The sequence below is a fragment of the Maricaulis sp. genome (genome assembly GCF_048270265.1).
Taxonomy (GTDB): Bacteria; Pseudomonadota; Alphaproteobacteria; order Caulobacterales; family Maricaulaceae; genus Maricaulis.
In genome coordinates, this window is record NZ_JBLWTD010000001.1 from 22808 (window position 1) to 34780 (window position 11973).

The following is an 11973-nucleotide window of genomic DNA, read 5'->3' on the forward strand; positions in this document are numbered from 1 at the left end:
ACGGCGCCTCTCCACTTCGGGGTGCCAGTGCAGCTGGGGCTGAAGTCATGAAAATATCCATCGTAGCGGGCACGCGTCCGGAAGTTATCAAGCTCGCGCCGGTTCGCGCCGCGCTGCTGGGCACACCGAACCTGCAGCCGGAATGGGTCGCCACCGGCCAGCACGGCAGCCTCGCTGACCAGACACTCGACGTTTTCGGCATCACCCCCGACGCCCGGCTCCAGCTCGACTGGAACGGCAAGGCACTGACCAGCCTGACCAGCGCCCTGATCGGCGATCTCGGAGAGCAATTCGCCGCCAGCCGCCCCGACTTCGTGCTGGTCCAGGGTGATACCGCCTCGGCCTTTTCCGGCGCGATGGCAGCCTTTCTCAACGATATTCCTGTCGGCCATGTCGAGGCCGGCCTGCGCTCGGGCGATATGCGCCACCCCTTCCCGGAAGAGGGTTTCCGCAAGCTGATCTCGCCGATCGCCGATCTTCATTTCGCGCCCACGCGCGCCGCCGCCAAACACCTGACCGATGAGGGCATTTCCACCGACAAGATCCGGGTGACCGGCAATACGGTGATCGATGCCGTGCAGATGGTCGGTGCCATGGACATCCGCCCGCAGGCCCTCGATGCCATTCGTGCCAATGAGCGCATGGTGCTGGTGACACTGCACCGGCGTGAAAACTGGGATGAGGGTGTGAGCGGGGTATCGGCGGCGATCAAGGCCCTGCGCAACCGCTATCCCGACCTGCGCTTCGTCATTCCCGTTCACCTCAACCCGCGTGTGCGTGGCCCGATCGAGGCCCTGCTGGGCAATGAGGAGCGGATCGATCTCATCGAGCCTCTGGCCTATCCTGACTTTGTCGCCATGATGAAACGCGCCCATCTGATCCTGTCCGACAGCGGCGGTGTGCAGGAGGAGGCGCCAAGCTTCGGCGTGCCGGTCCTGGTCCTGCGTGACAAGACCGAGCGCGGCGAGGCGGTCAAGGCCGGCGTCGCCCGCCTGGTTGGCTCGCGCACCGAGACCATTCTCACCAATGCACGGCAATTGCTCGACAACCCGCGTGCCTATCGCCGCATGTCGCGCGCCGCCAACCCGTTTGGCGATGGTCATGCCGGCCGCCGCATTGCGCAGCTGGTATCAGCCTTCCTCGGCGCCGGTTCGCGGCCAGAGACGCCACAGCCGGCTCAGGACCTGCAGGCCTTGCGGCCCGAGTCGCAGCCGGTGCAGGACGCCCGGCGCGTCAAGGTCGGGGCGTGAGATCATGGAGGGCTGGGGAGAAATATTAGCGGCAGTCCAGACATTCGGCGCGAGCGCCTGGGTGGCTGTGGCCGACTGGGTCATGGGGCTGGACGGGGCCACGATCGCGCGCCTCTACTGGACCGGTCTGAGCTGGGCGACGATCTACGCCGCCATTGCGATTTTCATCTCCTCGACCGATGACGCCTTTCTCGACCTGTATTTCTGGGTGCTGCAGGGCCAGCGCGTCCTGACGCGGCCCTTCCGCTTCGTGCCGACCACCAAGACGATCATGGAAGCGCCGGAAAAGCGCCTCGCCATCATGGTGCCGGCCTGGCAGGAAAGCGATGTCATCGCGCGTATGTTGATGAATACGCTGACCTCGCTGGAATACAGCAATTACGACATTTTCGTCGGCTGCTATCCCAATGACCCCGACACCATCGCGGAAGTCGACCGGATCGCCCGCCAGAACAAGCAGGTCGTGCGCGCCATGGTCGGCCATCCTGGCCCGACCTCGAAGGCCGATTGCCTCAACTGGATGATCCAGAACATCTTCGCCCATGAGAAGAAGGTCGGCGTGCATTACGACGCCTTCGCCATGCAGGATTCCGAAGACGTCATCCACCCGCTCTCCTTCAAGGTGGTCAATGCCTATCTCGACCGCTCCGACATGGTGCAGCTGCCGGTGCTCTCGATGCCGCGCAAATGGAATGAGCTGGTGCCGTGCCACTACATGGACGAGTTCGCCGAATGGCATGGCAAGGACCTGATCGCGCGTTCGGCCATGACGCGGCTGGTGCCCTCGGCCGGCGTTGCGACCTCGTTTTCGCGCTGGTGTATCGAGCTTCTGTGCCAGGAGCGCGACAACCAGCCCTTCAATACCGACAGCCTGACGGAAGATTATGATGTCGGTCACCGCCTGTTCCAGGCTGGGCTGAAATCGGAATTCGTGCGCTTCTGGGCCAAGGTTCCGGTCGGCGAGATCAAGCGCAAGCACGGCAGCGGCATGCGCACCATCTATCGCCGCGAACTGGTCGGCACGCGCGAGTATTTTCCGGACAATCTCTCGGTCTCCGTGAAGCAGAAATCACGCTGGATGCTGGGCATTTCCTATCTCGGCTGGAAACAGCTCGGCTGGATCGGCCCCTTCTCCCACCGCTATTTCCTCTATCGCGACCGCAAGGCGATCTGGACGGCTCCGACCGGCATGCTGGCCTATGCCATCGTGTTCCAGTGGGCGCTCTACTGGATTGTCACCAAGCTGGTTCCCTCGGTCGGCACCCTGCCGCCGCTGATCGATCACAACAGCTGGGTGTGGACGCTGGTGCTGATCAACTTCATCTTCCTGGTCAATCGCGTCGTCCACCGCGTCATCTTCACCGCCTCGGCGCACGGGCTCAAACACGCCATCCTGTCACCGGTGCGCATGGTGGTCGGCAATTATGTCGGCTTCCTCGCCTCGATGCGGGCGGCGCGCCGCTTTGCGGTGCACATGATCACGGGCGAACGCATCACCTGGGACAAGACGATGCACGCCTATCCGTCGATGGCGGAGATCAGTGGCCAGGGCAATACGCTCGGCGACGCGCTCAAATTCTACGGCATCGTCAATGACGACACGCTGGTCGCTGCCGAGGCCGAGGCCAATGCGGCCGGGCTGGGGCTGGCCGAGGTGCTGGTCCGCGCCGGCCATGCGACCGAAGAAGAAATCGCCACCGCCTGGAGCGAAGTCTCGCGCTATCCGGTCGCGGCCTTTGACCCGCTGCTGGTTGAGGACGAGGTCCGCGATCTGGTCGCGTCCGATCTGGCCCGCAAATTCGGTGTCTTCCCGCTGGGGCAGAGCAAGGCCGGGCTCAACCTCGCTGTCGCCGAGCCACTGGACGAGGCCGCCGAGGCGGAGCTTCGCGCGGCGCTGAAACCGGCGATCGTGTTTGCGATCGCGCCGGCCAGCGATGTGTCCTTCGGTCTGCGCTATGGCTGGGACCGCTCGCCCCTGGAGGCCGATCTGCGTGCGGCGCGCGTGCTCAAGCGCCTGGACCTGGCCACTGATGAACAGATCTCCGCGATCTGGATGGGCATCCGCCGCATCAGTGCCGGATCGGAAGCGCCTTATCACTTTATCAGAATAGCCCGGGAATCGGGCATAGTGTCGGATGCGGATTGGAAAATCCTCGTCGACAGTCAACCGGAACTCGCCCTCGACGCATCTGCGTCCTGAGTGGAAAGGAACAAACCCATGTCTGTCTCAGCCCAACCACGCCGCCGCGCCCGCTTTACCCGCACCGCCATGCTGCTTGGCGCCTCTGCCGCCGCGCTCGGCTGGGTGACGACGGCCGGTGCCGATCTGACCCCTGAGGAAATCGCCTCGGCCCGCGCGCACGCCTACCAGCTCAACGCCCAGGGGCGTTGCGCCGAGGCGATGCCGATCTGGGAGGAGCTCGGCTCGGTTCTCTCGCGCGCCAGCGATTATCTCGACGCCGCCAATTGCGCCATCGAGGCCGGTGACAGCGCCCGCGCCGTCGCCGATCTGTGGGAGGTGGTCCGCCGCCGTGACCAGCTCGATACAGAGCAGCAACTCTTTGCGCTGCGCTCGCTGGGCTATCAGGCCGAGGCGCAGGGCGATTGGGACCGTTCGCTGATCGGCTGGGATTATGCCGCCCAGCTTTCCGATGCACCGTCCGACAAATTGCAGGCAGCCCGCGCCGCCCGCCTCAGCGGCCGTACCGGCGATGCCCAGTCACGTCTGTGGCAGGTGCGTCCGGGTGAATTCGAAGGCGTCGCGCTGGCGCAATATTATGACGAGCAGGCCCAGGTGCTGCGCGAGAGCCAGCCGGAAATGGCGGCGCAATACATGGCGCGCGCCATCGCGATCGATGACCAGAGCTGGCGCCGGTTTGACCATGGCCTGATGCTGCAGGCGGCCGGTGAGCCGCGCGCGGCGGTCGGCGAATTCCGCACCGTCCTCGCCCAGGACCCGAGCAATACCGATGTCCGCCTGTCACTCGCCTACGCCTTGCGCTCGATCGGCGAGAATGCCGAGGCGGCCCAGCATTTCGGTGAAGTCATCGCCGTGCAGCCGGACAATCTGGGCATTCGCGAAGACCAGGCCTATGCCTTCAAGGATGCCGGCCAGCAAGCCGAGGCCGGTGCCGCCTTTATCGGTGTGATCGACCGCCTGCAGGCCGAGGGCGGCGAGGCGGCCCATGCCGAGCGGCTCTACCGGCTGCGCCGCGAAGTCACCGCGCTGGAAAGCCGTACCTCCGGCTTTGCCTATGCCAGTTACCGCAATGAGGGCGTTTCCCTGTCGGGCGGGCTGCAGGACAGTATCACCCAGTCCTCGCTCGGCGCCGAGTTCAGCTGGCGCCCCGAAGGCCTGTATGAAAACGGTACCGGCATCACCCTGTTCGGGCGTGGATATGTCAGCATGGAACCGGGCTCGTTCAGCCTGGATGATGATAGTGCCCAGCTGGGAGTCGGTGCGCGCTGGAAGCCGTTCCAGTCGGTCGATTTCAGCCTTTCGGGCGAACGCCTTGTCGCGCTGGGTGACAATGCCCGCGATGACTGGCTGCTGCGCGCCAGCTATGGCTGGACCAATGGCTATGACTGGAAGCCGGAGGCCTCGAGCTGGAATTATACCAGCGTCTATGCCGACCTGGCCTATATCCCCGGCGATAACGAGTATTTCGGCGCCTATGCGCAAGTGCGCCAGGGCCGCCGTTTCCGCACCGCTGAAGGCTGGACCGTGACGCCCTATGTCACGGCTGTGGCCCAGTATTCCGACGACATCTATGGCAGCCAGGACCGGTTTGAAGCCGGGCCCGGCGTCTCGGTCTCGCACTGGTTCGGCGAGGACGATCATCACGCCTATCGCCGCCGCGTCGATTTCGACGTCGAGTATCTCTTCGACGTCGAGGGCAGCGGTGATGACGCGCTGATGGCACGGGTGGTGTTCAGCTTTTAGGGTAGGGCAGTGTGTGCTCATCGTGTGATTTTGGTCATACGATGAGCGGGTGGTAATCTCAGCCAAGAGGAGCCGCACCCATGGCCATGACGCGCAAGACAATCACCATTCCGGATGCGATGGAAAGCTGGATCAAGATCCGCATTCAATCGGGCCATTATGCCAATGACAGCGAGTATATGCGTGATCTGATCCGCCGCGATCAGGAACGCCATACCGCCGAGAACCAGCTGCGTGATATCGTGCAGGAAAGCCTGCAGAGCGGGGCAAGCGACAGCAGCCCTGCCGAAATCAAGGCGCGGGTCGAAAACCGGTTGAAGGCCGATGGTCGGCTATAGGCTCACGATCCGGGCCGAGGCCGATGTCGAGGCGATATACGAGTATTCGATCCTGAATTTCGGGCTGGAGCGGGCGGGCGCTTATTTTGACTCGCTATTTGAGCGCTTCGCCCTTCTGGCCAGCTATCCAGGCCTCGGCCATGATTACGGGCATATCACGCCCGGCCTGCGCCGGTTCGAGCAGGCCGGGCATTCGATTTACTACATCCGGCTGGATGACGGCGATGTGCAGATCCTGCGCATACTCGCCCAGCGGCAAGACCCGTTGCGGCACGTCTGAACGGCAAACCTAATTCCCGATAATCCCGTACTCGCCGCCGCGCTCCAGCGCCCGCTGATAGGCCGGGCGGGCGTGGATGCGGTCGACCCAAGCCTGGATTTTCACCTGTGACTTGTCGAGCCCGCCGCGCGCGGCCGCCGCTTCGAGCGGGAAGCTCATCTGGATGTCGGCACCGGTGAAGCTGTCGCCGGCGAACCATTCATGGGCAGTGAGTTCGGCCTCGATATAGGCGAAGAGAGAGACCAGCTCAGGGCCGATAAAACGTTCCTCGACCCGGCTGGCGATGCTCTTGGCGATCAGCTTCACGAAGAAGGGGGCCGGCGCGGACTTGATCTGGTTCATCAGCAATTTCAACAACAGGGGCGGCATCAGCGAGCCCTCGGAGAAATGCAGCCAGTAGACATAGCGCCGATAGGCCTCGGTGCCGGCGTCGGGCTTCAGGGCCGGGCCATAGGTGTCGACCAGGTATTCGATGATCGCACCGGACTCCGCGACCGTGATATCGCCATCGGTGATGACCGGCGATTTGCCCAGCGGGTGAACGGCCTTCAGATCGGCGGGCGCGCGCATGGTGGCGGCGTCGCGCATGTATTTCCTGATCTCGTATTCGAGACCGAGTTCCTCAAGCAGCCAGAGAATGCGCTGTGAACGCGAATTGTTGAGATGGTGGACGGTGATCATCGGGCAGCCCCTGGCCTGTTGCGAACGCGGCCCAAGGCAATACGCGAACTGCTCGCAAACGCAATGGCGTGTCAGTCGAGCGTGTCGGCTGCGACCTCATTGGCCGGAGCAGACCAGCCTTCGAGCACCATCGCCGTATCGAGACCGCACTTCTGCAGACGCAGGCGCAGATCGCGCGCCAGTCCGGGATCGCCATTGGCCAGGTCCGCCAGCGTGAATTCGGTCAGGCGCACGACATGGCCGACATGGGTATGGCCATGATCGGCGAGGGTGAAGGCGAGTTCGACCAGATGTGGTGAGCGGACACAGAAGCTCAGAATGTCCAGGTCGAGCACCGGATTATGCGGCTCGCATGACCCGACCCAGTCGGTGTCGTGGAGTAGGGCGGGAGCAGCCATGGGAACCTCAACCAATTGCGTGTCGGTGACGATGTGCCACAACATACAGTGGGTGAAATCGGCGCCGCCGAACATGCATAAGCTATGAGCTGCCGCGCTGGCTTGTGGAAAACCGGCCGAATCCGCTTGAGATCGGGGACAGGCCTAAAGCTCGTTCCAGCTCACCTGCACGCCGAGCATGGCGAACACCGTGTCCCAGTATTGCATCAGCGGGCCGTGCTGTTCCGCTTCCCACTGGCCGCGGGGGATCAGGCGGATGTCGAGGCGGACGCCGCGCAGGCTGTCGCCATAGGTCTCGCGAATCGCGTCAGCGACAATGGCGGGCTCGGGGACGCGGTTTTCCAGGCTGCCGAGCCGGCGGCGATAGACGGTGAAGATTTCCGAATTCTGCAACATGTCGGAAACCAGCACGATGCGCCGCTCGGGCACGCTGCGGTCAAAGGCCGGGTCCTGGCCAAGCCGGGCCAGCGCCTCGATGATCGGGCTGTTGGGGGCGTCCTTGGGCTCGACAAGGTCGGCGAGGGCGCGCGCGAGCGGCTCGGCGAACAGGGCATCATAGCGCGCCTGCACACGGTCGGGATTGCGGTAGAGCGGATTGACCTGCTCACCGGCGCCGGGATTGCACAGCGAGAAACTGTTGGTATTGCGCAGCTGGCCGCTCTCATTGAGCTCGTAGAGCGAGAGGCGTTCGCCGACCGCGAGCTGGTCGCGCTGGGCCAGGATCAGGGCGCCGATCGCCTGGGCCTGCTCGGGCGAGTAGAGATCGGTCTTGTCGATCACCACGACGCGGTGGGGCGGGATGGCGCCGGCCAGGCACAGGGTCTGGCTATCATAGACCGGGGGTTTGAGCACGAAGGCGGCGTAGCTGATCGCGCCCAGAACGGCGGCCACAATCAGCAGATTGAATATTCCCAGTGCATCGCGTCCGGTCATAGGGGCCCCCGCCACTTTTTGTGTGGCGGACCCGGAGAGGGCCCGCCTCGACTGTCACTCTAGCGACGGTTGCCCGGCCCCGCCAGATCGCGGCAGATCTCGTCGTGCAATTCCTTGGCTTCGACCAATTGCTCCAGCTCGTGCTGGCTCAGCTTCTTGGCATCTTTCCAGCCCGCCTCGAGCGCCTTTTCCAGATCAGTCGCAGCCGCTTCAAGACGGCGGGAGACGCCGCCATAGCCGGGAATGGCATCATCGAAAGTGCGGCCCTTGAAGGCGGCGATGATCGCGAACGTGGTTCCCAGAACCAGCAGGAGCAGGGCTTCGAGCGTCTGGATGCCAAACGGGTCCGACAGGGCGGCGCTGACCGGGGTCAGGACCAGGCCGGTGACGTCGCCGGCCCCCATTGCCAGGGTCGCGGCGTTGAATTCCAGCAGGTCGCGGAAATGTGCCGCACTCAGATTGAGCGCCAGCAGGGTCGCGACACCGACCATCGTGCCGATCGCGGCGAGGACACGGTGAACCGGCTTGTGCGGGTTCGACATGTGACGCAGGCCGAGAAATCCGATCAGGAAGAAGGCCGCGATCACATTGGTGAAGGAGACGGTGATGGCTTGCAGCCAGCCGCCCAGCAGGCCGAGATCGGAACCGGTCGAGAAGAAATAGGCGTTCGCCAGGCCTTCAAACAGCACCAGCGAGGCAAGAACCGAAAAATGCAGGATGTGGGATTTGGGATAGATCGCGGCCCGGTCGATCGGTTTGATCGTGGAGTCGCCAACCAGTTCCTTGTCCTCAACAGCGCCGCCCCAGGTGCGGCGGAATTTGAGCAGGTCCTCATGGCGCGCTGAAGCGAGCGAGATCGTGCGGCCGAGCTGAATCATCTCTGACGGCGAGCGGACATCGCGGAATTCCGCGAGATCAGGCGGCAGATCGGTGAGTCTCCCGAAGCCGGGATCTGTTCGTTGGTCTAAGGGCATGGCCTCCCCCTTCTTCTTCGCGCCGGTTTGGCACTGACACTATGGTTAATGGTGAAATGTGGCAGCCAATGGGGCACAACCCGGCGATTTGAGGATCAATTGCGGCGGGTCTGCGCCGCTATCCTCTTGCCGCCGGCGTGGCGAGGAGGCAGTTTCAGGCCCGCCCGGGCAAGCCCCGCGGCAGGCCGAAAGCCCGTCACAAGTCTGGATAAGGGACTATATCTGCAATGAAATTTTATGATTACAAGGCTGCACCAAGCCCGCGCCGGGCGCGGATGTTCATTGCGGAGAAGGGGCTGGATATCGAAACCATCCAGGTCGATCTCGGTGCCCGGGCGCAGTTCGACGAGGCCTATCGCGCGGTCAATCCACGCTGCACCGTCCCGGCGCTGGCGCTCGATGACGGCACGGTGCTGTGCGACAATGCCTCGATTGCGCGCTATCTCGAGGAAATCCGGCCTGAGCCACCCCTGCTGGGGCGCACGCCTGTCGAGAAAGCGCTGGTCGCCGAATGGCTGGCCCGGGTCGAGTGGGAAGGCTTCATGGGCGCCGCCGAAGCCCTGCGCAACACGTCGGAATTCTTCAAGGACTCCGCCATTACCGGCCCGGACCGCTATGAGCAGATCCCGGCTCTGGCCCAGCGCGGCCGCCAGCGTGCGGCCGCTTTCCTCGGCGTGATGGACCAACGCCTTGGCGAAGCGAACTATCTCGCCGGTGATGCCTTCAGCGCCGCCGATATTGCCGGCTATGCCTTTGTCGACTTCGCCGCCTGGGTGAAACTCAAGCCCGGTCCGGAGCTGGAGCACCTGGCCAATTGGCGCGAGGCGATCTCCAGGCGTCCCAGCGCCGCACTCTAGCGCCGCGCCGCGATCACTCCGCGGCCACGGCTTCCTGCGCCGGGTCGTAAGCCTCGAACCAGCGCAGGATTTCCGCGACCTTGGTCAGCAGGCGGCTGGGGCGTGAATTGGCGATGCCGTGGAAGGAATCGGGAATCACCACCAGCCGGCTGGGCACGCCACGCAGGCGCAGGGCCGAGTAATATTGCTCACTCTCGCCGCGCGGTGTGCGGACATCCGCGCCGCCGACCATCACCAGGGTCGGGGTCTCGACATTGCCGACGAGCGAGAGCGGGGAGCGGCGCCAGTATTCGTCCGGATCTTCCCATGGCGCGCTGGCGAACCAGTAGCGATAGAAATACTGGGGCAGGTCGGAATAGAGCACGAAGCTGGCCCAGTTGATGACGGGTTTGACGACGGCCGCCGCCGCAAACCGGTCGGTCGAGCCGATGATCCAGGCGGTCAGGACACCGCCGCCCGAGCCGCCGGTCACGAACAGGCGTTCGGGGTCGATGAAGCCGCGCTCCAGCATCATGTCCACCGCGCCCATCAGGTCGTCGTAATCATGGCCGGGATAGTCGTGATGGATCAGGTTGGCGAACTCATAGCCATAGCTCGTGGAGCCGCGCGGATTTGTGTAGATGACGACATAACCGGCCGCGGCCATCAGCTGGAGTTCGGCCGAGAAGGACGGGCCATAGGCGGTGAAGGGGCCGCCATGGATTTCCAGGATCATCGGGTATTGGCGCGCCGGGTCGAAGCCGGGCGGGTAGAGCACCCAGCCCTCGATCTCGCGCCCGTCGAAGGGCGAGGCCCAATGGACCGTCTCGGCATCGGAGAGCGCGCGATCATCCAGCACGTCGCCATTCAGGTCGGTGATGGCATGCAGGGCTTCCCCGGCTGCGCCGGTCGCCAGCTCGGCCGGGCGTTGCGCCGTGCTCGTGGTGGCGGCGATACGGCCATTGTGCGCGACGGAGAATTCGCCGCCGGTATAGGGGCGTCCCATGGCCGCGCCGCCGAGTCCGCGGGCCACCGGTTCGATTGAGCCGTCAAGACCGATCCGGGCGATCAATGTTTCGCCGTGATCCTCATACTGGACGTAGATCGCCTGGCCATCTGCGCTCCATTGCGGATTGCTGACGGAGCGGTCCAGCGCCTCGGAGAGGACGCGCGGCGCGCTGCCGTCGGCATCGGCCAGGTAGAGCCGCATATTGTCATAGCCCATGCGGTGGTCGTCATAGCCGAGATAGGCGAGCAGGCTGCCGTCCGGAGAGGGGCGGGGGGCCATGTCGGGGCCTACGCGGCCGGTCAGGGGCTGCGGTTGCGAATCGGAGAGGCCGACGCGGAAGATCTCGCTGTCCGGCGCCAGGCTGGCGCCATCCTCGCGCCGGTCGGCGGCGAACAGGAGCGACTGGCCGTCGGCGGACCAGGCCAGGTCGCCACTGGCGCCGAGGCTGTCGGAGGTCACCGCCACGGGCTCGCCGGTCGCGATATCGACGATGAAGAGTTGTTGCCGGCCGAGCGGCAGCTCGCCGACGCCGTCGAAGCGGAAGGTCAGCCGGTCCTCGACCCGGGCGCCGGCGGCCCAGTCCATATCCTCGTCCTGCGCCGGCAGGGCGGCGGCGGGGATGGCGGCCCGTCCGACAAAGCCGGCATAGGCCAGGCGTGTCCCGTCCGGCGACCAGCTCAGCCCGGCTCCGCCACCGCGCAGCTGGACAATTTCCTGGTCGGCGCCGGTGGCCAGGGTCCGGACCCGGATGCTGGCAACGTCATCATCGGCCTTGATATAGGCGAGCTGGCGACCGTCCGGAGACCAGCGCGGCGTGTGTGTCGAGCCGGCTTCAGGGGCGAGGGCGCGGTGATCGCTGCCATCCGGACCGATCAGCCAGATCGCCGACCGGGTCTGGTCGGTTGTGATGTCGTTGGAGCGCCGGACATAGGCGATCAGGCCACCATCGGGCGCGATCCGGGGATCGGACGCGGCTTCGAGGGAAAACACGTCAACGGGTTGCAGCGGCAGGGGAGATTGGGCCAATGCCGGTGTGGATATTGCGCACGCGAGTGCGGCCAGAAGACTCTTCAACACAATCAACCTCCCGTGACGATGGCTGTATCAGAACCGTTTTTGCCGCACAGGCCAAGCCACAATTCCGTGCCTGGAATGTGACGACTCTGCAACAGTCTGGTTTAAATTCGAGTTTTGGGTACGAATTGCGGCGAAGCTCTGCATTTGTTCCGCTTTTTCGCTTCACCTCAGGCCCAAACTCCCCCAATGTTTCCGCAGGGCGCGCAAAGCGCTCAATGAAAACAGCTGAGCGAAAATCGCCAGCTCTCGGGAGG

The 11973-nt window shown here is 64.3% G+C and carries 11 protein-coding genes; 6 read left to right on the forward strand and 5 right to left on the reverse strand.

Going from position 1 to position 11973, the window contains the following annotated elements; translation table 11 throughout:
* Nucleotides 1–47: 47 nt before the first annotated feature.
* The 5 genes from wecB (at nucleotide 48) to ACN0YF_RS00135 (ending at nucleotide 5811) form a co-directional block, all read left to right on the forward strand.
* Nucleotides 48–1250 carry a non-hydrolyzing UDP-N-acetylglucosamine 2-epimerase gene (gene wecB / locus ACN0YF_RS00115; RefSeq protein ID WP_417492853.1) on the forward strand — a complete coding sequence of 401 codons (1203 nt, stop codon included), beginning with the start codon at nucleotides 48–50 and terminating at the stop codon, nucleotides 1248–1250.
* Between the two features lie 4 nt (nucleotides 1251–1254).
* On the forward strand, nucleotides 1255–3450 hold the full coding sequence (locus ACN0YF_RS00120) for a glycosyl transferase family protein (protein ID WP_417492854.1): 2196 nt from the start codon (nucleotides 1255–1257) through the stop codon (nucleotides 3448–3450).
* Nucleotides 3451–3468: 18 nt separating this feature from the next.
* On the forward strand, nucleotides 3469–5193 hold the full coding sequence (locus tag ACN0YF_RS00125) for an NfrA family protein (RefSeq protein WP_417492855.1): 1725 nt from the start codon (nucleotides 3469–3471) through the stop codon (nucleotides 5191–5193).
* Between the two features lie 80 nt (nucleotides 5194–5273).
* Nucleotides 5274–5531 carry a type II toxin-antitoxin system ParD family antitoxin gene (locus ACN0YF_RS00130; protein ID WP_417492856.1) on the forward strand — a complete coding sequence of 86 codons (258 nt, stop codon included), beginning with the start codon at nucleotides 5274–5276 and terminating at the stop codon, nucleotides 5529–5531.
* Nucleotides 5518–5811 (forward strand): type II toxin-antitoxin system RelE/ParE family toxin, encoded by a 294-nt coding sequence (locus tag ACN0YF_RS00135; protein WP_417492857.1) that lies wholly within the window; start codon nucleotides 5518–5520, stop codon nucleotides 5809–5811. Before ACN0YF_RS00130 ends, ACN0YF_RS00135 begins: the two co-directional genes overlap by 14 nt.
* Nucleotides 5812–5820: 9 nt before the next feature.
* On the opposite strand, the gene ACN0YF_RS00140 is transcribed toward ACN0YF_RS00135, so the two are convergent.
* The 4 genes from ACN0YF_RS00140 to ACN0YF_RS00155 all read right to left on the reverse strand — a co-directional run bounded on the left by ACN0YF_RS00140 (nucleotide 5821) and on the right by ACN0YF_RS00155 (nucleotide 8797).
* Nucleotides 5821–6492, reverse strand: coding sequence for a glutathione S-transferase (locus ACN0YF_RS00140; RefSeq protein ID WP_417492858.1), 672 nt, complete (start codon nucleotides 6490–6492; stop codon nucleotides 5821–5823).
* Nucleotides 6493–6563: 71 nt separating this feature from the next.
* Nucleotides 6564–6890, reverse strand: coding sequence for a hypothetical protein (locus tag ACN0YF_RS00145; RefSeq protein WP_417492859.1), 327 nt, complete (start codon nucleotides 6888–6890; stop codon nucleotides 6564–6566).
* Nucleotides 6891–7034: 144 nt separating this feature from the next.
* Nucleotides 7035–7823 (reverse strand): hypothetical protein, encoded by a 789-nt coding sequence (locus ACN0YF_RS00150; protein WP_417483299.1) that lies wholly within the window; start codon nucleotides 7821–7823, stop codon nucleotides 7035–7037.
* A gap of 59 nt (nucleotides 7824–7882) precedes the next feature.
* Nucleotides 7883–8797, reverse strand: a complete 915-nt coding sequence (locus ACN0YF_RS00155; protein ID WP_417483300.1) for a hypothetical protein — start codon at nucleotides 8795–8797, stop codon at nucleotides 7883–7885.
* Nucleotides 8798–9024: 227 nt separating this feature from the next.
* On the opposite strand from ACN0YF_RS00155, the gene ACN0YF_RS00160 reads away from it, so the two are divergent.
* Nucleotides 9025–9654 carry a glutathione S-transferase family protein gene (locus tag ACN0YF_RS00160; RefSeq protein ID WP_417492860.1) on the forward strand — a complete coding sequence of 210 codons (630 nt, stop codon included), beginning with the start codon at nucleotides 9025–9027 and terminating at the stop codon, nucleotides 9652–9654.
* Between the two features lie 13 nt (nucleotides 9655–9667).
* Here the strand turns inward: ACN0YF_RS00160 and ACN0YF_RS00165 are convergent, their stop codons facing one another.
* Nucleotides 9668–11668: a prolyl oligopeptidase family serine peptidase gene (locus tag ACN0YF_RS00165; RefSeq protein ID WP_417492861.1), complete on the reverse strand. Its 2001-nt coding sequence runs from the start codon at nucleotides 11666–11668 to the stop codon at nucleotides 9668–9670.
* Nucleotides 11669–11973 lie beyond the last annotated feature (305 nt).

Excerpts from the sequence above, each read along its gene's own strand:
- wecB (WP_417492853.1), top strand. The coding sequence starts at position 48 with ATGAAAATATCCATCGTAGCGGGCACGCGTCCGGAAGTTATCAAGCTC.
- ACN0YF_RS00120 (WP_417492854.1), top strand. The coding sequence starts at position 1,255 with ATGGAGGGCTGGGGAGAAATATTAGCGGCAGTCCAGACATTCGGCGCG.
- ACN0YF_RS00125 (WP_417492855.1), top strand. The coding sequence starts at position 3,469 with ATGTCTGTCTCAGCCCAACCACGCCGCCGCGCCCGCTTTACCCGCACC.
- ACN0YF_RS00130 (WP_417492856.1), top strand. The coding sequence starts at position 5,274 with ATGGCCATGACGCGCAAGACAATCACCATTCCGGATGCGATGGAAAGC.
- ACN0YF_RS00135 (WP_417492857.1), top strand. The coding sequence starts at position 5,518 with ATGGTCGGCTATAGGCTCACGATCCGGGCCGAGGCCGATGTCGAGGCG.
- ACN0YF_RS00140 (WP_417492858.1), bottom strand. The coding sequence starts at position 6,492 with ATGATCACCGTCCACCATCTCAACAATTCGCGTTCACAGCGCATTCTC.
- ACN0YF_RS00145 (WP_417492859.1), bottom strand. The coding sequence starts at position 6,890 with ATGGCTGCTCCCGCCCTACTCCACGACACCGACTGGGTCGGGTCATGC.
- ACN0YF_RS00150 (WP_417483299.1), bottom strand. The coding sequence starts at position 7,823 with ATGACCGGACGCGATGCACTGGGAATATTCAATCTGCTGATTGTGGCC.
- ACN0YF_RS00155 (WP_417483300.1), bottom strand. The coding sequence starts at position 8,797 with ATGCCCTTAGACCAACGAACAGATCCCGGCTTCGGGAGACTCACCGAT.
- ACN0YF_RS00160 (WP_417492860.1), top strand. The coding sequence starts at position 9,025 with ATGAAATTTTATGATTACAAGGCTGCACCAAGCCCGCGCCGGGCGCGG.